At 66.3% G+C, this 24,342-nt stretch carries 21 protein-coding genes; 16 read left to right on the plus strand and 5 right to left on the minus strand.

The genetic code is table 11. The features are described from left to right. The 11 genes from dnaA to M3M27_RS00055 all read left to right on the plus strand — a co-directional run bounded on the left by dnaA (position 1) and on the right by M3M27_RS00055 (position 12,594). Positions 1-1,338: a chromosomal replication initiator protein DnaA gene (gene dnaA / locus M3M27_RS00005; protein ID WP_140724487.1), complete on the plus strand. Its 1,338-nt coding sequence runs from the start codon at positions 1-3 to the stop codon at positions 1,336-1,338. A 274-nt stretch (positions 1,339-1,612) separates the two neighbouring features. After that, the gene (gene dnaN, locus M3M27_RS00010; RefSeq protein WP_140724490.1) at positions 1,613-2,713 is read left to right on the plus strand and encodes a DNA polymerase III subunit beta; all 1,101 of its coding nucleotides are present in this window, start codon (positions 1,613-1,615) and stop codon (positions 2,711-2,713) included. 540 nt (positions 2,714-3,253) lie between these two features. Beyond that, positions 3,254-4,354, plus strand: a complete 1,101-nt coding sequence (recF, locus tag M3M27_RS00015; protein WP_434026755.1) for a DNA replication/repair protein RecF — start codon at positions 3,254-3,256, stop codon at positions 4,352-4,354. 133 nt (positions 4,355-4,487) lie between these two features. Further along, on the plus strand, positions 4,488-6,926 hold the full coding sequence (gyrB, locus tag M3M27_RS00020; RefSeq protein WP_434026756.1) for a DNA topoisomerase (ATP-hydrolyzing) subunit B: 2,439 nt from the start codon (positions 4,488-4,490) through the stop codon (positions 6,924-6,926). A 73-nt stretch (positions 6,927-6,999) separates the two neighbouring features. After that, positions 7,000-7,836: a lysostaphin resistance A-like protein gene (locus tag M3M27_RS00025; RefSeq protein WP_434026757.1), complete on the plus strand. Its 837-nt coding sequence runs from the start codon at positions 7,000-7,002 to the stop codon at positions 7,834-7,836. Between the two features lie 62 nt (positions 7,837-7,898). Continuing rightward, positions 7,899-8,705 (plus strand): M48 family metallopeptidase, encoded by an 807-nt coding sequence (locus M3M27_RS00030; protein WP_140724503.1) that lies wholly within the window; start codon positions 7,899-7,901, stop codon positions 8,703-8,705. A 134-nt stretch (positions 8,706-8,839) separates the two neighbouring features. Continuing rightward, positions 8,840-10,036: a tetratricopeptide repeat protein gene (locus M3M27_RS00035; RefSeq protein ID WP_434026758.1), complete on the plus strand. Its 1,197-nt coding sequence runs from the start codon at positions 8,840-8,842 to the stop codon at positions 10,034-10,036. Between the two features lie 149 nt (positions 10,037-10,185). Then, positions 10,186-10,857, plus strand: coding sequence for an energy transducer TonB (locus tag M3M27_RS00040; RefSeq protein WP_140724509.1), 672 nt, complete (start codon positions 10,186-10,188; stop codon positions 10,855-10,857). 88 nt (positions 10,858-10,945) lie between these two features. Continuing rightward, complete coding sequence (gene exbB, locus M3M27_RS00045) at positions 10,946-11,707, plus strand: TonB-system energizer ExbB (RefSeq protein WP_140724513.1); 762 nt, start codon at positions 10,946-10,948, stop codon at positions 11,705-11,707. Between the two features lie 50 nt (positions 11,708-11,757). Beyond that, entirely contained in the window at positions 11,758-12,180 is a 423-nt protein-coding gene (locus M3M27_RS00050; RefSeq protein WP_140724516.1) for an ExbD/TolR family protein, read from the plus strand. Between the two features lie 3 nt (positions 12,181-12,183). Continuing rightward, entirely contained in the window at positions 12,184-12,594 is a 411-nt protein-coding gene (locus M3M27_RS00055; RefSeq protein ID WP_140724519.1) for an ExbD/TolR family protein, read from the plus strand. A gap of 100 nt (positions 12,595-12,694) precedes the next feature. Here the strand turns inward: M3M27_RS00055 and M3M27_RS00060 are convergent, their stop codons facing one another. From M3M27_RS00060 to cls, 3 genes are all read right to left on the minus strand, one after another. Further along, positions 12,695-13,462 (minus strand): pyridoxine 5'-phosphate synthase, encoded by a 768-nt coding sequence (locus M3M27_RS00060; protein WP_434026759.1) that lies wholly within the window; start codon positions 13,460-13,462, stop codon positions 12,695-12,697. Then, complete coding sequence (locus M3M27_RS00065) at positions 13,459-13,731, minus strand: hypothetical protein (RefSeq protein ID WP_140724525.1); 273 nt, start codon at positions 13,729-13,731, stop codon at positions 13,459-13,461. The genes M3M27_RS00060 and M3M27_RS00065 overlap by 4 nt, the downstream gene beginning before the upstream one ends. A 136-nt stretch (positions 13,732-13,867) precedes the next feature. After that, positions 13,868-15,328, minus strand: a complete 1,461-nt coding sequence (cls, locus tag M3M27_RS00070) for a cardiolipin synthase (protein ID WP_434026760.1) — start codon at positions 15,326-15,328, stop codon at positions 13,868-13,870. A gap of 149 nt (positions 15,329-15,477) precedes the next feature. Between cls and M3M27_RS00075 the strand changes: the two genes are divergently transcribed. Further along, entirely contained in the window at positions 15,478-16,572 is a 1,095-nt protein-coding gene (locus M3M27_RS00075) for a PA0069 family radical SAM protein (protein ID WP_434026761.1), read from the plus strand. Between the two features lie 162 nt (positions 16,573-16,734). Here M3M27_RS00075 and M3M27_RS00080 read toward each other — a convergent pair whose 3' ends face one another. Next, positions 16,735-17,433 carry a 2OG-Fe(II) oxygenase gene (locus M3M27_RS00080; RefSeq protein ID WP_140724534.1) on the minus strand — a complete coding sequence of 233 codons (699 nt, stop codon included), beginning with the start codon at positions 17,431-17,433 and terminating at the stop codon, positions 16,735-16,737. A gap of 88 nt (positions 17,434-17,521) precedes the next feature. Then, a complete protein-coding gene (locus M3M27_RS00085; RefSeq protein ID WP_140724537.1) occupies positions 17,522-18,949 on the minus strand; it encodes an outer membrane protein transport protein in 1,428 nt (475 codons plus the stop codon). Positions 18,950-19,162: 213 nt separating this feature from the next. Here M3M27_RS00085 and M3M27_RS00090 point away from each other — a divergent pair, with 213 nt between their 5' ends. The 4 genes from M3M27_RS00090 to M3M27_RS00105 all read left to right on the plus strand — a co-directional run bounded on the left by M3M27_RS00090 (position 19,163) and on the right by M3M27_RS00105 (position 24,331). Then, entirely contained in the window at positions 19,163-19,855 is a 693-nt protein-coding gene (locus M3M27_RS00090) for a rhomboid family intramembrane serine protease (protein WP_140724541.1), read from the plus strand. Between the two features lie 122 nt (positions 19,856-19,977). Then, positions 19,978-20,298 (plus strand): DUF1820 family protein, encoded by a 321-nt coding sequence (locus M3M27_RS00095; protein WP_140724544.1) that lies wholly within the window; start codon positions 19,978-19,980, stop codon positions 20,296-20,298. Between the two features lie 5 nt (positions 20,299-20,303). Then, positions 20,304-21,281, plus strand: a complete 978-nt coding sequence (locus M3M27_RS00100) for a D-2-hydroxyacid dehydrogenase family protein (RefSeq protein ID WP_434026762.1) — start codon at positions 20,304-20,306, stop codon at positions 21,279-21,281. Between the two features lie 212 nt (positions 21,282-21,493). Continuing rightward, positions 21,494-24,331 (plus strand): DUF6531 domain-containing protein, encoded by a 2,838-nt coding sequence (locus M3M27_RS00105; protein WP_434026763.1) that lies wholly within the window; start codon positions 21,494-21,496, stop codon positions 24,329-24,331. Positions 24,332-24,342: the final 11 nt, after the last annotated feature.

Consider the following 24,342-nt stretch of genomic DNA (forward strand, 5'->3'; position numbering starts at 1 on the left):
ATGGAAGCTTGGCCCCGCTGCCTTGAACGTCTCGAAGCCGAATTTCCGCCGGAAGACGTCCATACCTGGTTGAAACCGCTGCAGGCCGACGAACGCGCCGACAGCGTCGTGCTGTACGCCCCGAACGCCTTCATCGTCGAGCAGGTGCGCGAGCGCTACCTGGTCCGCATCCGCGAGCTGCTCGCCCACTACGCCGGCAACGGCGAGGTGGCCCTGGCGGTCGGCTCGCGCCCGAAGCCGGCCGAACCGCTGCCGCCGCCCGCGGCGGCGGGCGCCACGCCGCATGCCGCGCCCGCGCCGGCGATGGTGCCGTTCACCAGCAACCTCGATCCGCACTACACCTTCGCCAACTTCGTCGAGGGCCGCAGCAACCAGCTCGGCCTGGCGGCGGCGTTCCAGGCGGCGCAGAAGCCGGGCGACCGCGCGCACAACCCGCTGCTGCTGTACGGCAGCACCGGCCTGGGCAAGACCCACCTGATGTTCGCGGCCGGCAACGCGATGCGCCAGGCCAACCCGAGCGCGCGGATCATGTACCTGCGGTCGGAACAGTTCTTCAGCGCGATGATCCGGGCGCTGCAGGACAAGACCATGGACCAGTTCAAGCGCCAGTTCCAGCAGATCGACGCGCTGCTGATCGACGACATCCAGTTCTTCGCCGGCAAGGACCGCACCCAGGAAGAGTTCTTCCACACCTTCAACGCGCTGTTCGACGGTCGCCAGCAGATCATCCTGACCTGCGACCGCTATCCGCGCGAGGTCGAGGGCCTGGAGCCGCGGCTGAAGTCGCGCCTGGCCTGGGGCCTGTCGGTGGCGATCGATCCTCCCGATTTCGAGACCCGCGCGGCGATCGTGCTGGCCAAGGCGCGCGAGCGCGGCGCGGAGATCCCCGACGACGTGGCGTTCCTGATCGCCAAGAAGATGCGATCCAACGTGCGCGATCTGGAAGGCGCGCTCAACACGCTGGTGGCGCGCGCCAACTTCACCGGCCGCGCGATCACCGTCGAGTTCGCGCAGGAAACCTTGCGCGACCTGTTGCGCGCGCAGCAGCAGGCGATCGGCATTCCCAACATCCAGAAGACCGTAGCCGACTATTACGGGCTGCAGATCAAGGACCTGCTGTCCAAGCGCCGCACCCGCTCGCTGGCGCGCCCGCGCCAGGTCGCGATGGCGCTGGCCAAGGAGTTGACCGAGCACAGCCTGCCGGAGATCGGCGACGCCTTCGCCGGGCGCGACCACACCACGGTCCTGCACGCCTGCAGGCAGATCAAGAGCCTGATGGAGACCGACGGCAAGCTGCGCGAGGACTGGGACAAGCTGATCCGCAAGCTCAGCGAGTGATCCATGCCACGCACCGCGCATCTCAAGGACAATTCGGTGCATGATCGGCGGGCAAATCGGGGAGAATCTGTGGATAAACTGGCGCGCGGGATCCGGGGAAAAACTATCCACAGCTTTTCCCGGAACTCCGCAGGCAGTCATCCAAAGGGTTTCAAGGACGAAAAATCCTTTAAAAACATATAGTTAAGGTAGTTTTCCGCGAAATCTGCAACTACCAGCACCACCAAGCTTTTGATTTATTCCACATCTTTAAAGCATAGGGACACGGAACCACATGCGTTTCACACTGCAGCGCGAAGCCTTTCTCAAGCCGTTGGCCCAGGTCGTCAACGTGGTCGAACGCCGTCAGACCCTGCCGGTCCTTGCCAACTTCCTGGTGCAGGTGCAGAACGGCCAGCTGTCGCTGACCGGCACCGACCTGGAAGTGGAAATGATCTCGCGCGCCGCAGTGGAAGACGCGCAGGACGGCGAGACCACGATCCCGGCGCGCAAGCTGTTCGACATCGTGCGCGCCCTGCCCGACGGCAGCCGCGTCACGGTGACGCAATCGGGCGACAAGGTCACCGTGCAGGCGGGACGCTCCCGCTTCACGCTGGCCACGCTGCCGGCCAACGATTTCCCGTCGGTCGACGAGGTGGAAGCCACCGAGCGCGTGGCCGTGCCGGAAGCTTCGCTCAAGGAGCTGATCGAGCGCACCGCGTTCGCGATGGCGCAGCAGGACGTGCGCTACTACCTCAACGGCCTGCTGTTCGACCTGCGCGACAGCACGCTGCGCTGCGTGGCGACCGATGGCCACCGCCTGGCGCTGTGCGAGACGCCGCTTGAAGGCGAGACCGGCACCAAGCGCCAGATCATCGTGCCGCGCAAGGGCGTGACCGAGCTGCAGCGCCTGCTCGAGGGCGGCGATCGCGAGCTGGAACTGGAAGTCGGCCGCAGCCACGTGCGGGTCAAGCGCGACGACGTGACCTTCACCTCCAAGCTGATCGACGGCCGGTTCCCGGACTACGAGGCGGTGATCCCGATCGGCGCGGATCGCGAGGTCAAGATCGACCGCGAATCCCTGCGCGCGGCGCTGCAGCGTGCGGCGATCCTGTCCAACGAGAAGTACCGCGGCGTGCGCGTGGAAGTCTCGCCGGGCCAGCTGAAGATCAGCGCGCACAACCCCGAGCAGGAAGAAGCGCAGGAAGAAGTCGAGGCCGAGACCAAGGTCAGCGACCTGGCGATCGGCTTCAACGTGAACTACCTGCTGGACGCCTTGTCGGCGCTGCGCGACGAGTTCGTGATCATCCAGCTGCGCGACGCCAACTCCTCGGCGCTGGTGCGTGAGTCGAGCAGCGAGAAATCGCGCCATGTGGTGATGCCGCTGCGCCTGTGACATCCGGTTCCACGTGGAACACGCAGGATCGAACGCCCGGCCATGCCGGGCGTTTCGTTTTTCGGGGCAGCATTGGGCGGGATGCGCGTTGCCATCCGTTGTAGCGCGGCTTCGTTCGACTTCATGCCGGCGGGCGATCGAGCGTACGGGATGCGCCTGGAAGGTCCAGGTTCCGGCATGCGAAGCGATGCCCGGGGTGCCGGGCCGAGCGGCTTCATCATGCTTCAAAGCTTTAAATATCTTGGATATCTGCTGTGGTGGTAGAGCCAGATTTCGTGGAAATCATGCCTATCTGTTTGATATTCAAGATATTTATGGTCCCGAAACCCGGTCTATTTCCCGCCCTGAGGCTGAGGATAGGGTGTGGATAAGCTCATCATGGCCTGGATCTCCCCATTGCCCGCCGGAGTTGTCCACAGCTTGCCTACAGTGGCGGCCGCCGTGCGAGTCGCACCTCCCGCGCCCGGGCAGCCCCGGGACGGTTTCACGTATGCTGTCGCGCCGCGCGGATTCGCGGGCGCGAACCCGTGATCGACCTGCATGCGCATCCACCGTCTCGCTCTCCATCACATGCGCCGCTTCGAGGCGGCCGAGCTGCGTCCCGCCGCCGGGTTGAACCTGATCGTCGGCGACAACGGCGCCGGCAAGACGACGCTGCTGGAAGCACTGCACCTGATGGCCTATGGGCGCAGCTTCCGTGGCCGGGTCCGCGATGGCCTGATCCGGCAAGGCGCACCGGCACTGGACGTGTACGTGGAGTGGGAGGAGCCGCTCGAAGGCGCGGACTCCGGTTTACGGCGACGGGTCGGCCTGCGCCACACCGGTCAGGACTGGAAGGGGCGCCTGGATGGCGAGGACGTCAGCCAGATGAGCAGCTTGTGCGCGGCCTTGGCGGTGGTGACCTTCGAGCCCGGCAGCCATGCGCTGATCAGCGGCGGCGGCGAAGCCCGGCGGCGCTTCCTGGATTGGGGGTTGTTCCACGTGGAACCTGACTTCCTGCCGCTCTGGCGCCGCTATGCGCGGGCCCTCAAGCAGCGCAACGCCCTGCTCAAACAGGGCGGATACGCGAACGCGGCGCTCGACGCCTGGGATCGGGAGCTTTCCGACGCCGGGGAGCTCCTGACCTCGCGGCGCCTGCGTTACCTGGAACGGCTGCAGGAACGGGCGGTGCCGCTGGCGCAACGGATCGCGCCGGGGCTCGAGATCACCGGCCTGGAGTTCGCCCCGGGCTGGCGCCGCCAGGAATTGCCGCTGTCGGACGCCCTGCTCCTCGCCCGCGAGCGCGACCGGCAGTACGGCTACACCTCGGTGGGCCCGCACCGCGCCGACTGGAAGACCGAGTACGCCGCGATCCCCGGCCGCGACGCCCTGTCGCGCGGGCAGGCCAAGCTGACCGCCCTGGCCTGCCTGATGGCGCAGGCGGAGGACTTCGCCGGAGTGCGCGGGCAGTGGCCGGTCGTCGCCCTGGACGACCTCGGCTCCGAACTGGACCGCCACCACCAGCGGCGGGTGCTCGAGCATCTGGCAGAGGCCCCGGCGCAGGTCATGATCACCGCGACCGAAATTCCCGCGGCGATCGCCGAACTGGCCTTGCCGCATGCCTTGTTCCACGTGGAACAAGGCGTCGTGTTGGCGGCCTGACCGGCGTCGCCGCTCGCCCGGGGACCGGCCGGACGGGCCCGGCTGGTATACTCGGCACCACTCCTTCCTTTCTTCCCCGGCGTGTCGCGACAGCCGTCGTGACATGCGGTGCAGTGGAGCCCACGGCAAGCGAATGACCGAAGAACAGAACACCACGCCGTCCAACGGCACCTACGATTCCAGCAAGATCACCGTGCTGCGTGGCCTGGAGGCCGTCCGCAAGCGACCGGGCATGTACATCGGCGACGTCCATGACGGCACGGGCCTGCACCACATGGTGTTCGAGGTGGTCGACAACTCGGTCGACGAGGCCCTGGCCGGGCACGCCGACGACATCGTGGTGAAGATCCTGGCCGACGGCTCGGTCTCGGTCTCCGACAACGGCCGCGGCATCCCGGTCGACATCCACAAGGAAGAAGGCGTCTCCGCGGCGGAGGTGATCCTCACCGTGCTGCACGCCGGCGGCAAGTTCGACGACAACAGCTACAAGGTTTCCGGCGGCCTGCACGGCGTCGGCGTGTCGGTGGTCAACGCCCTGTCCGAGCACCTGTGGCTGGACATCTGGCGCGACGGCTTCCACTGGCAGCAGGAATACGCCCTGGGCGAACCGCAGTACCCGCTCAAGCAGCTGGAGCCCTCGACCAAGCGCGGCACCACGCTGCGCTTCAAGCCGGCGGCGGAGATCTTCACCGACGTCGAGTTCCACTACGAGATCCTGGCGCGGCGCCTGCGCGAGCTGTCGTTCCTCAACTCCGGGGTCAAGATCACCCTGGTCGACGAGCGCGGCGAAGGCCGCCGCGACGATTTCCACTACGAGGGCGGCATCCGCAGCTTCGTCGAGCACCTGGCGCAACTGAAGAACCCGCTGCACCCGAACGTGATCTCGGTGACCGGCGAATCCAACGGCATCGTCGTGGACGTGGCGCTGCAGTGGACCGACGCCTACCAGGAAACGATGTACTGCTTCACCAACAACATCCCGCAGAAGGACGGCGGTACCCACCTGGCCGGCTTCCGCGCGGCGCTGACCCGCACCCTGACCAACTACATCGAGCAGAACGGCATCGCCAAGCAGGCCAAGATCAGCCTGACCGGCGACGACATGCGCGAGGGCATGATCGCGGTGCTGTCGGTGAAGGTGCCCGACCCGAGCTTCTCCTCGCAGACCAAGGAAAAGCTGGTCAGCTCGGACGTCAAGCCGGCGGTGGAAGCCACCTTCGGCGCGCGCCTGGAGGAGTTCCTGCAGGAGAACCCGAACGAGGCCCGCGCGATCGCCGGCAAGATCGTCGACGCCGCCCGCGCCCGCGAAGCGGCGCGCAAGGCCCGCGACCTGACCCGCCGCAAGGGCGCGCTCGACATCGCCGGCCTGCCCGGCAAGCTGGCCGACTGCCAGGAGAAGGACCCGGCGCTGTCCGAGCTGTTCATCGTCGAGGGCGACTCGGCGGGCGGCTCGGCCAAGCAGGGCCGCAACCGCAAGAACCAGGCGGTGCTGCCGCTGCGCGGCAAGATCCTCAACGTGGAACGCGCGCGCTTCGACCGGATGCTGTCCTCCGACCAGGTCGGCACGCTGATCACAGCGCTGGGCACCGGCATCGGCCGCGACGAGTACAACCCGGACAAGCTGCGCTACCACAAGATCATCATCATGACCGACGCCGACGTGGACGGCGCGCACATCCGCACCCTGCTGCTGACGTTCTTCTACCGCCAGATGCCGGAGCTGATCGAGCGCGGCCACGTCTACATCGGCCTGCCGCCGCTGTACAAGATCAAGCAGGGCAAGCAGGAGCTGTACCTGAAGGACGACCCGGCGCTGGACAGCTATCTCGCCAGCAGCGCGGTGGAAGGCGCCTCGCTGGTGCCGGCCGCAGGCGAACCGCCGATCGAGGGCGTGGCCCTGGAGAAGCTGCTCCTGGCCTACGCCGCCGCGCAGGACGCGATCGAGCGCAATGCGCACCGCTACGACCGCAACCTGCTCGAGGCCCTGCTCGACTTCGTGCCGATGGACCTGGAACACCTGCGCGCCGCGGCCGCGGGCGAAGGCCTGCAGGCGCTGGCCACGCGCCTGAACCAGGGCAGCCTGGGCAGCCCGCGCTTCAGCCTGGAGCTGCAGGAGCCGAACGACCAGCGCCCCGCCGCGGTGCTGGTGACCCGCCGCCACATGGGCGAGGAGCACATCCAGGTGCTGCCGCTGTCGGCGTTCGACGGCGGCGAGCTGCGCGCGATCCACCAGGCCGCGCAACTGCTGCACGGCCTGGTCCGCGAAGGCGCGAGCATCGCCCGCGGCGCCAGGTCGGTGGAGGTGACCAGCTTCGGCCAGGCCCAGGCCTGGTTGCTCGAGGAGGCGAAGAAGGGCCGCCAGATCCAGCGCTTCAAGGGCCTGGGCGAAATGAACCCGGAACAGCTGTGGGACACCACCGTCAATCCGGACACGCGCCGCCTGTTGCAGGTCCGGATCGAGGACGCGGTCGCCGCAGACCAGATCTTCAGCACGCTGATGGGCGACGTGGTCGAACCGCGCCGCGACTTCATCGAGGACAACGCGCTGAAGGTCGCCAACCTGGATATCTGACACAATCCGGTGCCGATCGCCGCCGCGCCTCCGGGTGCGGCGGCGTGCACTTCCTGCCCTTCCCGGAATCGCGATGACCGAACCGCAGGCACCTTCTTCCACCGTTACCGTGCCTGCCTTACCGCCCCGCGCGGGAACGCCCGTCCTGGGATTCTTCATCGACCTGCTGATCGGCCTCGGCGTGCTGCTGGTGGTCAGCGTCGCGGCCAGCGTGGCCTGGGGCGTCTTCCGCGGATTCGAACTGGCGATGGCCAGCCACCGCCAGGGTATCGCCCCGGCGCCCGAACGGATCGCCGAGGGCATAGGCCAGCCCGGCGCGATGGCGCAGATGCTGATCGCGCTGGCCAGCACCGCCTCGGCGGCGCTGCTGCTGTACTTCTGGCGCCGCCGCGCCAGCGCGCAGGAGCGGCAGGCCTCGCGCGCCGCGATCGCGCGCCGCTCGACCTGGGGCCTCGTCGTCGCCGTGGCGATCGGCGTGTTCGCGTTCAGCGCCCTGGTCGGCTCGGTGGCCGAGTTCCTGGGGATCCATCCGGTGCCGACCAACCTCGCGTTGATGGAACAGGCCATCGACCAGTATCCGTGGTTCCTGGTCGTGTTCGCGGTGGCGCTCGCGCCGGCCTACGAGGAACTGCTGTTCCGGCGCGTCCTGTTCGGCCGCCTGCTCGCCGCCGGCCGGCCCTGGCTCGGCATGCTGCTGAGCAGCCTGGCGTTCGCGCTGCTGCACGAAGTGCCCGGCATCAGCGGCAACGGCCCCTGGGCGATCCTGCAGCTCTGGCTGGTCTACGGCACGATGGGCGCGGCCTTCGCCTGGCTCTATTGGCGCACCGGCACGTTGTGGGCGCCGATCGTCGCGCACGGCCTGAACAACGCGGTGGCCCTGGCCGCGTTGCACTGGTTCGGCATTCCGTGACGCTTGACGAAAAGTTAAGCCACCGGCGAACACAATGGCGCCGGTTCCACGGGGATATCCAGATGAAACGAGTCCTGCTGGGAGCGCTGGTGGCCCTCGTCGTGGCCGGGTGCGCGACCACCACTTCGCCCACCGGACGCCGGCAGGTGATCGGGGGCGTCTCCCAGCAACAGCTCGACCAACTGGGTGCCCAGGCCTTCGCCGAAACCAAGGCCAAGGAGAAGGTCAGCACCAACGGCCAGCAGAACGCCTACGTGAAGTGCGTGGTCGGTGCCCTGGTCGCGCAGCTGCCGCCGCAATGGCGCAGCACCCCCTGGGAAACCGCGGTGTTCGTCGACAACGAACCCAACGCGTTCGCCCTGCCCGGCGGCAAGGTCGGCGTGAACACCGGCATCTTCACCGTCGCCAAGAACCAGGACCAGCTGGCCGCCGTGCTCGGGCACGAGATCGGCCACGTCATCTCGCGCCACCACGAAGAGCGCATCACCCGCCAGATGGGCGCGCAGACCGGCCTCGGCATCCTCGGCGCCCTGGCCGGCGCCGCCTACGGCAGCGGCGCGGCCAATGCCGTCAACCAGTTCGGCGGCATGACCGCCCAGACCATGTTCCTGCTGCCGGGTTCGCGCACTCAGGAAAGCGAGGCCGACGTGGTCGGCCAGCGGCTGATGGCCCAGGCCGGCTTCGACCCGGCCCAGGCGGTGAACCTCTGGCAGAACATGATCGCCGCCGGCGGATCGCGCCAGCCGCAATGGCTGTCCACCCACCCGGATCCCGCCAACCGCATCCGCGAACTGCAGCGCGACACGCCCGCCCTGGAGCCGGTCTACGCGCAGGCCCGGCGCGACGGCCGCAATCCCCGGTGCGGTTGAGCCGGAATTTTGCCGCAGCACAGCATGGAAATCGTTTTCGCGGCGGAAAAGTTTCTGCTAAGTTTGCCGGCTCACTTTCCGTACAGCCTGCGTTTCACTCCCGTACCGCTGCGTGCGGTCCAGCCGAGGTCACCATGAAACTGCCCATCCGCAAGAAAGCACTGTTGTCCCTGTTCATTGCCGCATCGCTGGGCGGGGCCGTCGTCGCCGATGCGTTCGCGCAGTCCGACAGCCGCTCCTCCGAACGCCAGGGGCGCAAGTCGAAGGACGACAAGGCGAAGGACCTGTACCCGCAGGCCACGCGCGAGGCGCCCAAGGTCAAGAACTCCGCGAAGATGGGCAGCAAGCTGCAGAAGCTCATCGACACGTTCAACAAGGGCGAGGACTACGCGTCGGTGCGCACGCAGGCCGACGAGATCATCGCCAACGCCGGCGCCAACGAGGCCGACAAGGCCCTGGCCGCGCAGCTGGCCGCGCAGGCCGCCTACAACCTCGACGACCCCGCCGCCGCCAAGGCCTATCTCAAGCAGGCGATCGACCTCAACGCGCTGGACAACAACGGCCACTACCAGTCGATGCTGATGCTGGCCCAGCTGCAGCTGCAGGACAACGAGTACGACGCCGGCCTGGCCACGCTCGACAAGTACCTGTCCGAGACCCATTCGCAGCGCCCGGAAGACCTGATCATCAAGGGCCAGGCGCTGTACCAGAACGAGAAGTACGCCGAGGCCATTCCGGTGCTCAAGCAGGCGATCGCCGCCTCGCCGGAACCGAAGGACAGCTGGAACCAGCTGCTGATGGCCGCCTACGCCGAGGCCGGCCAGACCGGCGAGGCGGTCGCCGCCGCCGAGCAGCTGGCCGCCAAGAACCCGAACGACAAGAAGGCCCAGCTCAACCTGGCCAGCATGTACATGCTGGCCGACCAGATGGACAAGGCCGCAGCGGTGATGGACAAGCTGCGCGCCAGCGGCCAGCTCACGGACGAGAAGGAGTACAAGCAGCTGTACTCGATCTACGCCAACACCGACAACCACGAGAAGGACGTCATCGCGGTGATCAACGAAGGCCTGCAGAAGGGCATCCTCAAGCCCGACTACCAGGTCTACCTCGCGCTCGCCCAGTCTTATTACTACACCGACCAGGTCCCGCAGGCGATCGAGAACTGGCAGAAGGCCGCGCCGCTGTCCAAGGACGGCGAGACCTACCTCAACCTGGCCAAGGTGCTGCACTCGGAAGGGCGCATCCCGGAAGCCAAGGAAGCGGCCAGGAAGGCCCTGGACAAGGGCGTGAAGAAGCCGGACGAGGCGAAGAAGATCATCAACCTGAAGTAAGCGGAAAAAATAACCCCCAAAAGCCTGTGCATAAGTGGTTGCAGGCCGCGGGATTGGTATAAGCTTGGAGGTTCCTGCGGCATGAACGCCGCCCTAATAGGGGATCGCCGGAACGGGATCCAGGCCCCCACTGAAAGAGCCATTGGCGCATGACGGAACAATTTGTTGTCCACGGGTACGACCGGGATGCAGGGAACCAGAGCTTGAGCTGGCCCCGCATCGTGGGTATTGCCTTCGTAATCGCTCTCCATCTTGCTGCCCTGATGCTGCTCCTGATCCCGGCCGTGGCGCCCAAGGCCCCGGCGGAGAAGGAACGCAACGTCATGGTGACGATCGTCGACGCGCCGCCGCCGCCGCCGCCTCCGCCGCCGCCGCCGCCGCCGCAGGACAAGCCGCCGCCGCCGGTGAAGAACCTGGCGCCGCCGAAGCCGTCGCCGGTGCCGCCGCCGCCGGAAGCCCCGGTGGTGGACGTGCCGGAACCGCGCCCGGCCGACATCGTCACCCCGCCGTCGCCGCCGGCGCCGCCGCAACCGGCGCAGGATATCGGCGCCAGCGTGGACATCTCGTCGAAGAACATGAACCCGCCCAAGTACCCGCCGGCGGCGTTCCGCGCCGGTATCCAGGGCGAGGTCATCCTGATCATCGACGTCGATGCGAACGGCAACGTGACCAACGTGTCGGTCGAGAAGTCCAGCCGCAACCGCGATCTCGATCGCGCGGCGATGGAAGCGGCCCGCAAATGGAAGTTCAACGCCGCGGTCGTCAATGGGCAGAAGTCCGCCGGTCGCGTCCGCGTCCCGGTCAACTTCGCGCTCAACTGACCGCCAGGGGCCGGCAGCGGCCGGCCCCGATCCCTGTCGTTTTCTTTAGCACCACCCTTCATCACCACACACAACAAAGGTAAGCGTCATGCTGCAGGATCTCTTCATCGCCGCCGCTGCCGGGGGCTCCAACCCGTCGGCTGCCCTCTCGCAGATGGGCTTCGAGCACCTCATCGGCGAAATGACCTCCAACCCGGGTGACTTCGCGGTTTCCTGGGTCGTCCTGATCGCCCTGGTCGTTATGTCGGCGATGTCCTGGTACTGGACCGTCATCAACATCTTCCGCGCCGCCCGCCTGAAGGCCGCTTCGGACCGCGTCGTCAGCGCCTTCTGGGAAGCCCCGAACGCGCAGGAAGCCATCCGCGTGATGGAAGAGCAGCCGGCTTCCGAGCCGTTCTCGAAGATCGCCCTGGACGCCGCCCAGGCCGCCGCCCACCACCAGCGCGCCGAAACCAGCGGCACCGGCCTGGGCGAGAACCTGAGCCGTTCCGAGTTCGTCGACCGCGCCCTGCGCCAGGCCGTGACCCGCGAGAGCGGCAAGCTGCAGTCGGGCATGGTGCTGCTGGCCACCGTCGGCGCGACCTCGCCGTTCGTCGGCCTGCTGGGTACCGTGTGGGGCATCTACGGCGCGCTGATCAAGATCGGTGCCAGCGGCAACGCCGGCATCGAGGCCGTGGCCGGCCCGGTGGGCGAGGCGCTGATCATGACCGCGATCGGCCTGTTCGTCGCGATCCCGGCGGTGTTCGCGTTCAACTTCTTCTCGAAGATCAACAGCTCCACGATCGCGAAGTTCGACACGTTCGCCCACGACCTGCACGACTTCTTCGCCACCGGTTCGCGCGTCAAGTAAGACGCGCCTTCCGGGCAGAAGCTATTGCATTGATTTAGACGGAGCCTGTTATGGCCTTCAGTAGCGGAAACAGCGGCGGCCCCATGGCCGACATCAACGTCACGCCCCTCGTGGACGTGATGCTGGTGTTGCTGATCATCTTCATCATCACCACACCGTTGATGACCCAGAAGGTCAAGGTGGAACTGCCCAAGGCCAACCTCACCAAGCAGGAAGAGGACGACAAGCGCCTGGGGCCGATCACGATCGCGGTGAAGGAGAACGGCGACCTGTTCTTCAACGACGAGCCGATCACCAAGGAAGCCTTGGAGTCGCGCCTGTCGACTGCCGCGCAGCAGACCCCCCAGCCCCCGCTCAACCTGCGTGGCGACCGCACCACCAAGATGAGCACGATCAACGAGGTCATGAAGATCGCGCAGGGCCAGGGCATGCTGGACATCGGCTTCGTCACGACCAAAGACAGAGGGCAGTGAGTTATGGCTTTCAGTAGTGGAACCAGCGGAAAGCCGATGGCCGACATCAACGTCACGCCGCTTATCGACGTGATGCTGGTGTTGCTGATCATCTTCATCGTGACCGCGCCGATCATGACCTACCCGATCGCCGTGGACCTGCCGCAGCGAGTGCTCAACCCCCCGCCGCAGACGGTCGAGCCGCCGCCGCCGATCGACCTGCGCATCGACGCGGGCAACCAGGTCTACTGGAACAACAGCCCGGTCGCGGTCACCGAACTGCAGCAGCGCATGGAAGAGGTGGTCCAGTCGGATCCCACCAACCAGCCGCAGCTGAAGATCGACGCCAACGCGGATGCTGAGTACGAGGTCGTGGCCAAGGTGCTGGCCGCCGCCAAGAACGCGGATATGAAGAAGATCGGTTTCGTCCAGTAAGACGCAACACCGTTTCAAACAGTCATGACGCGACTGCAAACGCCACCGGCAACGGTGGCGTTTTTTTGTGGATGCGGGAACCGGAGGCGCGGGCGTCCGGTCAGGAAGCGGCCGGGCTCTGCCTGAGGATGTCCAGGTAGGCGCGCACGGTGGCGTCGAGGCCGTCGTAGAGGGCTTCGCCGATCAGCGCGTGGCCGATCGATACCTCCAGCACGCCGGGCACGGCCGCGAGGAAGTCGCCGAGGTTGGCTTGCGAAAGATCGTGGCCGGCGTTGATGCCGAGCCCGGCCTCGCGCGCGAGCCGCGCCGAGGCGGCGAACGTGGCGAGGCTGGCCTGGGCCTGGCCGGCGTGGTGGGCTTCCGCGTAGGGGCCGGTGTAGAACTCGACCCGGTCGGCGCCGTAGACGGCCGCCTGCGGCAGGTCCGGGTTGCCGGCATCGACGAACACGCTGACCCGGCAGCCGATCTGCTTGAACGCGGCGATCAGCGGCGGCAGGCGCCCGGCTTCCTGGCGAAAGTCGAAGCCGTGGTCGGAGGTCAGCTGGCCGTCGCTGTCCGGCACCAGGGTGACCTGCTCGGGCCGAACCAGCCGGCACAGTTCCAGCAGGCCCGGGTAGCCCTCGCGGGGTGGCGCGAACGGATTGCCTTCGATGTTGAATTCGACCCCGGCCTCGCGGGTCAGCGCCGACAGCGCGACCACGTCCTCGGCCCGGATGTGCCGGCGGTCGGGGCGCGGGTGCACGGTGATGCCGTGCGCGCCCGCGGCGATGCAGGTGCGCGCCGCGCTCGCCACGTCCGGCTCGTGGCCGCCGCGGGAATTGCGCAGCACCGCGACCTTGTTGACGTTGACGCTGAGCCTGGTGGTCACGGCGCCCCGCCCTCGCCGGACGCCGCCGGGCCCTCCGGTGGCGCCTTGCGCGCCTGCGCCAGTTCGCGCAGCCGGCGCAGTTCGGCCGGGTCGATCATCGTGCCGATGTCGCGTTGCAGGTCGCCCATCCGCGCGGCATACCAGCCGCGGACCCAGGCCAGCAGCAACGCCAGCGCGGCCAGCAGCGACAGCACCAGCAACCACATGTGCGGCGTGCTGAAGGCGAGGACCAGCGCGCCGAGCGCCAGGAGCAGGAACAGCCAGTGCATGTCGATCTCCCCGGATGGTGCGCGCAGTTTAGCGCCGGCCCGGCGAGGGGTTCCATGCGCCCGCGCGGGGATTCCGCCGCAGGTCCGGGGCGCGGCAGCGGCTTCGACCCCGGTCCACGCGAGTCGCCACCAGGCCCTACAGCAGCGGCGACAGCAGCCGCGCGAACGCTTCCGGCAAGCGCGAACGCAGCAACGGGCGATGGCGCTCGAAGCGCACTTCCTGCGCCTGAGCCATCTCGTGGGCGAGCAACCGGGACAGGTCCTGCGCCACGCCACGGTCGCGGAACAGCATCGACACCTCGAAGTTGAGGCGGAAGCTGCGATTGTCGAAGTTGGCGCTGCCGACGATGCAGACGTCGTCGTCGGCCACGAAGGCCTTGGTGTGCAGCATGCGCGGGCCGTACTCGAAAATGCGCACGCCCGCCTCAAGCAGCTCGTCGAAATAGGAACGCGCGGCGTAGGTCACCAGCCGCGAATCGCTCATCCGCGGTACCAGCAAGCGGGCGTCCAGGCCTCCCAGCGCCGCGGAGGTCAGCGCCATCCTGGCGGCCTCGCCCGGGACGAAGTACGGCGTGGCCAGCCAGACCCGTTCGCGCGCCTCGTGGATGGCCGCCACGTGCAGGCGATGGATGGTCTCCCAGGACGAATCCGGGCCGGAGACCAGCACCTGGGCATCGATGGCGCCGTCGCGCCGCCGCGGCGCATGCTCCGGCCAGAGCTGCTGGCCGGCGAACCGCTCGCGTCCCTGCCCGGTCGCGTAGATCCAGTCCTCCAGGAACACCAGCTGCAGGCTGCGCACGACATGCCCTTCCAGGCGCATGTGCAGGTCGCGGTAGGCGTCGGCGCGCAGCGACTCGTCTTCCTCGTCGGTGACGTTGATGCCGCCGGTGAACGCCACCAGGCCGTCGACCACCACGATCTTGCGGTGGGTGCGCATGTTCACCCAGGGGCGCTTGAACGGCTTGAGCAGCTGGGTCGGGTGGAACCAGGCCATCTCGCCGCCCGCATCCAGCAGCGGGCGCAGGAAGCGGCGCTTCACCCGGGACGAACCCACCGCATCGAGCAGCAGGCGCACCTTGACGCCGGCGCGGGCGCGTTCGACCAGGGCGTCGCGGATGCGGGTGCCGGTCCGGTCCGGATTGAAGATGTAGTACTCCAGGTGGATGTGGTCGCGGGCCTGCGAGATCGCCTGCAGGATCGACGCGTAGGTGGCCGCGCCGTCCACCAGCCATTCGGCCCGGGTGGCGGAGCTTGGCGCGACCCCGCAGGTCGATTGCGCGATCTTGCCCAGCTCGGTGCAGTCCGCGTCCGGCGGGCAGACGCTGCTGTAGTGCTCCATGCCCGAACGCGCGCGGCCCCTGCGCAGGCGCTGCCGCTTCACCTTCTGCGGGCCGAGCAGGTAGTAGATGAGCAGCCCGAGGTACGGCAGCGCGGCCAGCGACAGCACCCAGCTCAGCGTGGCGACCGGCTCGCGCTTCTGCAGGATGATCCAGCCGAGGATCCACAGCAGGTACATCACGTAGGCGGCAGTGATGTAGGCGCCGAGGTGGGGAATGCCTGCCAGCCAGTCCCACGCGCCCTGCAGGGTTGCGAGCATGCGGCGATTCTATGTCCCGATCGCCGGCGAGATGAATCGCCCCGCCCGTCCCGCGTGGCGGGACGGCCCCGGCCGCGGCGGATGAACCGCTCATCCGCCGCGCACGCCCGGTCGCGCGGGTTGAGACCGCGACCGCGTAACCTTGCCCGATGGCACAGGCGATCAAGGGACGCGGCGCCACCGGCTTCCTGCCGGGGCGTTTCGAAACCACCGTCAGCGAGGCGGTGGACGATGGCTGGTGGCAGCAGGAAAGCGAGGAGTTCGCCGGTCCCGCGCTGCGCACCCAGGTGACCGAGGAGACCGCGCGCAGCATCATCAGCCGCAACAGCTCGCCGGACATCCCGTTCTCGCAATCGGTGAATCCGTATCGGGGTTGCGAGCACGGCTGCAGCTATTGCTTCGCCCGCCCCAGCCACGCCTACCTCAACCTCTCGCCCGGGCTGGACTTCGAGACCCGGCTGTTCGCCAAGACCAACGCGCCCGAACTGCTGCGAAGGGAACTGGCCCGACCCGGCTACGAGCCCAGCCCGATCGCGCTCGGCATCAATACCGACGCCTACCAGCCGATCGAGCGCAAGCTGCAGTTGACGCGGCGCCTGATCGAGGTGCTGTGGGAAGCCCGGCATCCGTTCACGCTGATCACCAAGAACGCCCTGGTGGTGCGCGACCTGGACCTGCTCGCGCCGCTGGCGCGCGAGCGCCTGGTCAGCGTGCACTTCTCGGTGACCACGCTCGACCCGCGCCTGTCGGCGCGGCTGGAGCCGCGCGCGTCCGCGCCGCACGCGCGCCTGCGCGCGATGCGCACGCTGCACGAAGCGGGCGTGCCGGTCGGCGCGATGGTCGCGCCGGTGATTCCCTGGATCAACGACCACGAACTGGAAGCGGTGCTGCAGGCCGCGGCGGATGCCGGCGCCTGCTCGGCCGGCTACGTGCTGCTGCGATTGCCGCACGAGGTCGCGCCGCTGTTCCGGGACTGGCTGCAGGCGCACCATCCGCAGCGCGCAGCGCACGTGATGAGCACGATCCAGCAACTGCGCGGCGGCAAGGACTACGACAGCGGTTTCGGCACGCGCTTCAGCGGCGAGGGCGTGTACGCCGACCTGCTGGCGCGACGGTTCGCGCTGGCGATGCGCCGCGCGGGCCTGGAGGGCCGGCGCTATCCGCCGCTGGATACGCACAAGTTCCGGCGCCCGCCGATGCCGACCAAGGCGAAGCCGGCATCACCGCAAGGCGAGCTGTTCTGAACCTGCAAGCATGGTTCCTGTGGGAGCGGCTTCAGCCGCGATGGGGCTTTCCCATCTGATCCCTGCACATGATGTGGCGCGACCTTGCATGGGCAGTTCCATGCGGAAAGCCTCGTCGCGGCTGAAGCCGCTCCCACAGGGGGCGGCGGCTGTCCGGCCCGGCTAGCCGCCGTAGAGCTTCTGCGCCGGCTGGAACAGGATCCAGCTGGTGGCGATGAACTTGTCACCCCCGACCGGCCGGTTGCCGCGATGGGTGTGGGTGAATGCGGTCGGCGCGATCAGCAGGCTGCCGGTGCGGGGCTTGGCCTTGCGCTGCTGGAACAGGAACTCGGTCTCGCCCGCGTCGAACTCCTCGTTGAGGTAGAGCGTCCACAGCAGGTGCCGGTGCAGCGTCTCGCCGCCGGGATCGCGGGGATACAGTTCGCAGTGCCAGTACGGATAGCCGCCCTCGCCCGCCGCGTACCACTGCAGGTTGATCGCGCCGGGCCGCAGGCAGGTACGCACCAGCCCGGAAAGCGCCGCATCGTCCATGCCGGGGAAATGCTCGGCCGCCAGGCGGTGGACCTGTCCGTCCTCGCCGGTGACCTGCAGCATCAGCGGCGAGATCAGCGCCTGCGGGTAGCGGCGCAGGTAGCGCAGCAGGCCGGCGAACACCGCCTGCTGCAGGCGCTGCTCGACCTCGCGCCAATCGGCCATGCCGCTGATGCGCAGGTCGCGGCTGCGCTTGAGTTCGGGGTACACGCCGCCGCCGACCTGGCCGGGCTGCAGGCGGTCGCTGTCGCGAAGGCGTTGCACGATCGCCGCGCACTCCGCGCGCGGCACCGCGTCGTCGATGATCTCGATGAAGTCGGGCTGGTCCATGGTCGCCGACCATAGCAACCGCGCCGGTCGCGTGCACGCAAAAGAAAACCCCGCCGAGGCGGGGTTTTCCGGGATCGCACGGGTCCGATCAGAACTTGTACTTGAACGCGCCGGCCAGGATGTCGCCGGAGACGTCGTACGTGCCGGCGACCACGCTGTTGGTCGAGCTGGTCGAACGGACGTTCGGGTCGCTGGTGAACAGGTGGGTGTAGCCGACGGTGTACTCGGTGTTCGCCGAGGGGGTCCAGCTCAGGCCGAGCGAGAGCCACTTGCGGGTGGTGTCCGGCACGCGGACGTCGCGGTGGGCGTCGGTGGTCGGGGTCTGGTCGTAGGCCAGGCCGCCGCGCAGGGTGAGCGCATCGCTGACGCGGTAGTCGGCACCGATCGAGGCGAAGGTGGTGTCGCGGTAGTGGAACGGCAGCACGTTGTCGGGCTGGTTGGACGAGAAGTCCACCGTGACCTGGTCGAACTTGCTCCACGCGGTGCGGGTCACGTCCGCCATGATCGACCACTGGTCGTTGATGCGGTGGGTGAAGCTGACCGTGGCGCTGGCCGGCAGGGTGATCGTGGCGCGGCCCTTGCTGTCGATGAAGGTGCCCGGGGCGGTGGTCGCCAGCAGCGCGGCGGCATTGGCCGGCACGGTGAAGTCGGCGGTGCCGTCGGTGATCTTGTGCTCGACCTTGGAGCGGTAGCTGAAGCCGATGTTGGTGCCTTCCACCGGGGTCAGCAACGTGCCCAGGGTGTAGCCGACCGACACCTCGTCGCCCTTGATGCGCAGGTAGCCGTCGGCGGTGCCCGGGGCGAAGCCCAGCGCGGCCATCTGCTGCGCGGCGGCGCGGGCGGCGGCGGCGGCCTGGGCGGCGGTGGCGCCCTGCGCCAGGGCGGTGGCCGCCGCGCGCTGCTGGGCGGTGCCGCTGATGACGCTGCCCATGTCCAGCGCGCTGGACAGGTCCACGTTCAGGCGCTCGGCGAACACCGACGCGCCGAACGACACGTACGGGTTCACGTCGTAGGAGAACGCGAAGTTCAGGTCGATCGTCTCCAGCTCGGTCTTGACGCCGTTGTAGCGGCCCTTCCAGGTGCGGTCGTACTCGGTCTTGAAGCCGTACGGCACCGTCAGCGAGGTGCCGAAGTGCATGTTGTCCTTCTCGCCGAACGGCACGTGGAAGTAGAGCGCCGGCACCGGCGCGATCGTGCCGGCATCGCCGCCGTTGCCGCCGGATATCGGGGCGCCGTTGGCATAGGTGGCGTCGCCCTTGAACTTGGCGCCGAAGCTGATCGCGCTGACATTGGCCTCGAACTGGCGGCCATCCAGCAGGCGCATGCCGGCCGGGTTGTTGACGATGATCGCCGCGTCGTCCGGGGCGCTGCCGGAACCGGCGAAGGCGCGGCCCTGGCCCTTGGCGCTGTTTTCCTTGAGCTGGAAGGCGGCGCCGTGGGCCTGGCCGAAGGCCAGGACGCCGGCGATGCCGACGGCCAGCGCGGTGATGCGGCTGAATTGGGAAATGTTCGACATGTAGTGCTCTCCGGAGACCTTGGAATTGTTCTTCACGCGCGCCTGCGACGGCCAGCCCGGTGGCTTGGCCATCGCGCCGGAGACCCCTCCCGACATACGACGCCGTATGCAGTATACCCATGTGGGTTAACCGAACAATAACGACCAACGTCATGCCCGGCCTCCCAGGTTGGGGATGGGTTCAGGCCGATGAAGCCGGTATCGTGCCGGCCCATGTTCGTGTCGATTCCATCGCGCCGCAAACCCGCGCACCGCTGGGCGGTGCCGCTGCTGTTCGCGGCGATCTGGCTGGCCTTCCTGTGGTCGATCAGCCGGCCCGGCGAGGCCCGCAATACCCTGTGGCTGGATTGGGGCGCCCTTTCCAGCGGCGTTTCGCGGCCCGGCGACTGGTGGGCGATGCTGGAGGACGGCAGCGTGATGCGCCTGTTCACCGCCCTGTTCCTGCATGCGGACTGGTCGCACCTGATCGGCAACCTGGTGTTCCTGCTGATCTTCGGCCTGCCGGCCGAGCGCATCCTCGGGCCCTGGCGATTGCTGCTGCTGTTCCTGGTCGGCGGGGCGGCCTCCAACCTGGCGGCGATCGTGGCGATCGGCACGCCCGACCAGGTGGTGATCGGGGCGTCCGGGGCGGTGTCGGCGCTGATCGGGACCTACCTGGCCCTGTTTCCCGGCGCCAAGCTCGGCGTGGTGCTGCCGCTGGGGCTGTTCCTGGAATTCATCCGGGTGCCGGCGCCGCTGCTGATCGGGGCGTGGGCGCTGCTGCAGGTGGTGTTCGCCTGGATCGGGCCGGCGTTCGGCGCGGTGGCCTGGTCGGCGCACGTGGCCGGGTTCCTGTTCGGCGTGGCCTACGGCATCTACGTGCGCGCGGCGATCGCGCGGCGCCTGCGCAAGCGGCACGGGTTCTGAGCGGCTTCCCCGGGGATCCGCGACCGTCCGCTTCCTGGCCCGGCATGCGCCCGGCCCGCTCTTGCGTCGCGGCGCGCGCAACCCCATTTTGCGGACGTTCCCAGGCAGACCTCGCATCGCCCATGTCCAAGCCGCTGTACAAAGTGACGTTCCTCAACCACGGCAAGGTGTACGAGCTGTACGCACGCCATGTCGGCAGCAGCCACCTGTGGGGATTCAACGAGATCGGCGAGCTGGTGTTCGACGTGCACGACGGGCTGGTGGTCGATCCCACCGAGGAGCGGCTGCGTGAGGAGTTCGGCAACACCAAGACGCTGCACCTGCCGATGCAGAGCATCGTGCGCATCGAGGAAGTGGAGAAGAAGGGCCAGTCGGCGATCCGCGACGCGGCCACCGGTGAGAAGGTGGTGACGCCGTTCCCGATCCCGGCCAAGCCGCGCTGAGCGCGATGCGCATCCTGGTCCCCGACGATTACCAGGACGCGGTCCGCCACCTGGCTTGTTTCGAACGCCTGCGCGGCCACGAGGCGACCGTGCTCGGGCATGGCCTGGCGGAAACGCCCGATGCGGTGCTCGCGCAGGTGGAAGCGCTGGTCCTGGTCCGCGAGCGCTCGCGCGTCGATGCGGCGCTGCTGCGACGCATGCCGCGACTGAAGCTGGTCAGCCAGACCGGCAGGATCTCCGCGCACATCGACCTCGATGCCTGCACGGCGCGCGGCGTGGCGGTGGCCGAGGGCACCGGATCGCCGGTGGCGCCCGCCGAGCTGACCTGGGCGCTGGTGATGGCGGCGAGCCGCCGCCTGCCCGCCTACGTGCAGGCGCTGCAGGCCGGGCGCTGGCAACGGACCGGCGATCCCGGCCTGGGGCGCGTGCTGCGGGGCCTGACGCTGGGCATCTGGAGCTACGGCAAGATCGGCCGGCAGGTCGCCGGATACGGCCGCGCGTTCGGCATGGACGTGCGGGTCTGGGGCAGCGAGGCGTCGCGCGCGCAGGCACGGGCCGAGGGCTTTGCCGCGTTCGCCAGCCGCGAGGAACTGTTCGAGGCCAGCGACGTGCTCAGCCTGCACCGGCGCTTGGTCGAGGCGACGCGCCACGACGTCGGTCCGGCCGACCTGGCGCGGATGAAGCCGGACGCCTTGCTGGTGAACACCAGCCGCGCCGAGCTGGTGGCGCCGGGCGCGCTGCTGGCGGCGCTGGAGGCCCGCCGGCCCGGCGCCGCGGCGATCGACGTGTTCGAGCACGAGCCGCTGCTGGACGTCGACGACCCGCTGCTGCGCCACCCGCGCGTGCTGGCGACGCCGCACCTGGGCTACGTCGAGGCCGGCAGCTACGAGCTGTACTTCGGAACGGCGTTCGACAACGTGCTCGCGTTCGCCGAAGGGCGGCCGCAGGGCATCGCCAATCCCGAGGTATTGGTGCCGTCGTAGGCGCGGCTTTGTCGCAATGACCGGAAATTTCTCATTGTGGCTAGTACCACTCCTATGAAAACTGGCCCATGCCGTGACCAAAACCTGTTTTGCTTGGTAACATTCAAAAGCGCAGTCAATTGAATCGACATTGACGATACTTCGGGGTCTCCCGAAGAAGGGACGCGGCGCCGCCGGGGGATGCCGCAAGATAATGACAAAGGAACTGAGTAATGTGGATGGATCTAAGGGGAATGGACAGAAACAGGCAAGTTGCGGCAGTGAGTAATGAGGGCAAGGAAAAAAACGCTTGCAGAAAACGGGATGGAATGAGATTGGCTACAACCGCGGTATTGGGTGTAGCTGGCTTGTTTGCATTTGATGTGCTGGCTGGCGATGCTGCCCCTCGTTCACGAGGATTCTTGGCACAGGAGGCTGGGTTCGCGACTGCCCCGGGGCTAACAGAAACTGCTGCTGAGCGACTGAGTGGGATCGAGCGTCAGAATCTGACTGACACCCTGCGCGGTGATCAGGTTGATATTGCCTCGGGAAATAAGCTGGACAGCCAATTGGATTTCTCGACAGGAGGTGAATTACCACTGTACTTGCAGCGAACCTATAATCTGAATTGGTCGGGAAATGGGTTATTTGGCTTTCATTGGGTCAGCAACTTTGATTATCAATTGAAATTCGGAGCAGCGCAGGACTATCAGTGCTATGCCAGTCCTGGGGCAAAGCCATGTGCGGATACCAGCACCTATACCGAGGTATGGTTGTTCCGACCTGATGGGCGCAAGATCCAGCTAAAAAAATCTGCCGATGGGGTGTTCTACCAGAACATTGGTTTGCGGTTTGAGAACAAGCCAGGAGGCTATCTCCGCATGACGCGACAAGGAGATGGATCCTGGCTGGTGAATGGCGAGCAAGGGCAAACCGAGCTTTATTCGTCAGCGGGGTTTCCGTTGCGTTTGACCAATGAAGCTGGACTTAGCTGGACCTATACTTATGGTGGTATCAATGGCAGCCAGTTACAGACCGTCACGCATACTAGTGGGCGGGCAGTTACGTTCATTTGGGACGGTGCTTATCTGAAAGAAGTACGGGATCCTGCGGGCAATCGCTACCAGTATGGCTATGCCGCTTTGTCGGGTTTAACTCCAAACGCAAAGGCTGGATTGGTGAGCGTGACTTATCCGGACGGCATGCAAATCGGCTATCAGTATGCAGGTGCGAGCCAGCCATGGGGATTAGCAAGGAAACTCTACAACGGTATATTGTATTCCTCATTCAGCTACGATGCTAAGGGTAATACTCAGAGATCTGAACGTTCAGGTGGTACGGATAAGTACAGCTTTGTCTACAAGGACAACAGCGATGGAACGGTGACAGTCACCGAAACGAATCCATTAGGGAAAATTTCCATCTATGTTTTCAAAAGTAGTCGTCTACTGAATGTTACGCGCATGGCCAGCGCTTCGACGTCGGCCGAATATAAAGAAATTACCTATGACGGCAACGGCTATCTGGATAAAGTCGCGGATTTCAACGGTAATTTTACCGATTACGACTTTAATGCTAGAGGGCAGCTTTTGCGCGTTGTCGAGGGCGCCGGCTCCGCGGTGGCCAAGACCACGACATATACATGGCAGGACCCACAAAACAGGCTCACCAGTATCACGGTCGAAGGGGTGTTGCGCACGGAGTACGGCTATACAAATGGTGGTCGGCTGGCCTTGGTCAAAGAAACGAATTTATCCCCAAAAGGGGTGACCAATCAAACCCGCACCACGACATATAACTACAGCTTCCATTCAAACGGCATGCCGGCCACAGTCACGATGGATGGACCTCTGGCGCAGGACAAGGTCATATGGAGCTACGACGGCAGTGGCAACCTGACAAGCATGCGCAATGAGTTAGGTCACACCACAACCTATGCTAACTACAATGGCTTGGGGCAGCCAGGTAAAGTTACAGGTCCGAATGGTGAGGTGATTGAGACCAGTTATGACGCGCGAGGACGGGTAACGAGCCAACGGCAATCAGTGAACAACTCTGGCAACTGGGCCACGACCGCCATAACGTACAACGGGGTCGGCGATATCGCTAGCATTACAGAGCCTTCGGGTTTGAACCGACGTTACTATTACGACGCAGCCCGTCGATTGACGGAGGAATTAGAGCCGGAAACTGGCGATACTTTCGCGCACAGGCGATACATCCGCGATGCGATGTCGAATGTAATCAAGGTCGAGATTAGTCGGACCGACTATCCGCCAGGCACTGTGGTCACAGGTAATATCGATGAAGTGACGCATGATGCGAACTGGAATTGGTTCGTGCGTGGTTGGGCCTGTTCGACCGGAATGAATCGCTCTATTGATGTCCACGCATATGCTGGCAGCACGTTTTTGGTGGCTGGTACTGCCAACGTGGCCAGTGAGCCGGAGGTGGCTGCAGTTTGCCAGGCCAGCGGTGCGGCATATCGATTCCAATTGCCACTCACGTTGGCACAGCGACAACAGTTGGGTGGGCAGGCGATCACGATCTACGGGATCTCGCCGGTTGGTGAAAATCGGGCGCTAAACGGTTCGGGACTTTATGCGGTTCCCAAGGCTGAGATCATCGGGGATACGGCCGGAATAACCCAGGATGCCAATTGGAACTATGCAGTAGAGGGATGGGCTTGCTCGGTGGGAGCGAACACTCCGACACAAGTGCATGTCTATGTGGGCGGTCCGGCCGGCAGTGGTACTTATATTGGAAGCGTGACAGGGAGCCTGGTGGCGAACGCGGATGTACAGGCGGCTTGTCAGTCGCAAGGTGCCTACTGGTTCAGGTTTCCATTGGGAATGGATATTCGAGCGTCACATGGCGGCAAGGCGATCTACGTGCATGGCATTTCGCCTTCTGGGCAGGCGAATCTGCTAATCAATCGGTCGGGTAACTTCACGGTACCGGCGATTGTACGCAGTGCGGAGATCGTCAGTTTCACGGCATCTCCAAATCTCATTATCAATGGAGATAGAAGTCAACTAAGAGCGGCTAACAAAACCGCCTTGTACACCTGAGCGGTGATGAC

This window comes from Xanthomonas boreopolis, assembly GCF_046529185.1.
GTDB lineage: Bacteria > Pseudomonadota > Gammaproteobacteria > Xanthomonadales > Xanthomonadaceae > Pseudomonas_S > Pseudomonas_S boreopolis.

Bases quoted from the DNA above. Each gene is read 5' to 3' on its own strand.
- dnaA (WP_140724487.1), top strand. From the start codon at position 1: ATGGAAGCTTGGCCCCGCTGCCTTGAACGTCTCGAAGCCGAATTTCCG.
- dnaN (WP_140724490.1), top strand. From the start codon at position 1,613: ATGCGTTTCACACTGCAGCGCGAAGCCTTTCTCAAGCCGTTGGCCCAG.
- recF (WP_434026755.1), top strand. From the start codon at position 3,254: ATGCGCATCCACCGTCTCGCTCTCCATCACATGCGCCGCTTCGAGGCG.
- gyrB (WP_434026756.1), top strand. From the start codon at position 4,488: ATGACCGAAGAACAGAACACCACGCCGTCCAACGGCACCTACGATTCC.
- M3M27_RS00025 (WP_434026757.1), top strand. From the start codon at position 7,000: ATGACCGAACCGCAGGCACCTTCTTCCACCGTTACCGTGCCTGCCTTA.
- M3M27_RS00030 (WP_140724503.1), top strand. From the start codon at position 7,899: ATGAAACGAGTCCTGCTGGGAGCGCTGGTGGCCCTCGTCGTGGCCGGG.
- M3M27_RS00035 (WP_434026758.1), top strand. From the start codon at position 8,840: ATGAAACTGCCCATCCGCAAGAAAGCACTGTTGTCCCTGTTCATTGCC.
- M3M27_RS00040 (WP_140724509.1), top strand. From the start codon at position 10,186: ATGACGGAACAATTTGTTGTCCACGGGTACGACCGGGATGCAGGGAAC.
- exbB (WP_140724513.1), top strand. From the start codon at position 10,946: ATGCTGCAGGATCTCTTCATCGCCGCCGCTGCCGGGGGCTCCAACCCG.
- M3M27_RS00050 (WP_140724516.1), top strand. From the start codon at position 11,758: ATGGCCTTCAGTAGCGGAAACAGCGGCGGCCCCATGGCCGACATCAAC.
- M3M27_RS00055 (WP_140724519.1), top strand. From the start codon at position 12,184: ATGGCTTTCAGTAGTGGAACCAGCGGAAAGCCGATGGCCGACATCAAC.
- M3M27_RS00065 (WP_140724525.1), bottom strand. From the start codon at position 13,731: ATGCACTGGCTGTTCCTGCTCCTGGCGCTCGGCGCGCTGGTCCTCGCC.
- cls (WP_434026760.1), bottom strand. From the start codon at position 15,328: ATGCTCGCAACCCTGCAGGGCGCGTGGGACTGGCTGGCAGGCATTCCC.
- M3M27_RS00075 (WP_434026761.1), top strand. From the start codon at position 15,478: ATGGCACAGGCGATCAAGGGACGCGGCGCCACCGGCTTCCTGCCGGGG.
- M3M27_RS00080 (WP_140724534.1), bottom strand. From the start codon at position 17,433: ATGGACCAGCCCGACTTCATCGAGATCATCGACGACGCGGTGCCGCGC.
- M3M27_RS00085 (WP_140724537.1), bottom strand. From the start codon at position 18,949: ATGTCGAACATTTCCCAATTCAGCCGCATCACCGCGCTGGCCGTCGGC.
- M3M27_RS00090 (WP_140724541.1), top strand. From the start codon at position 19,163: ATGTTCGTGTCGATTCCATCGCGCCGCAAACCCGCGCACCGCTGGGCG.
- M3M27_RS00095 (WP_140724544.1), top strand. From the start codon at position 19,978: ATGTCCAAGCCGCTGTACAAAGTGACGTTCCTCAACCACGGCAAGGTG.
- M3M27_RS00100 (WP_434026762.1), top strand. From the start codon at position 20,304: ATGCGCATCCTGGTCCCCGACGATTACCAGGACGCGGTCCGCCACCTG.
- M3M27_RS00105 (WP_434026763.1), top strand. From the start codon at position 21,494: ATGTGGATGGATCTAAGGGGAATGGACAGAAACAGGCAAGTTGCGGCA.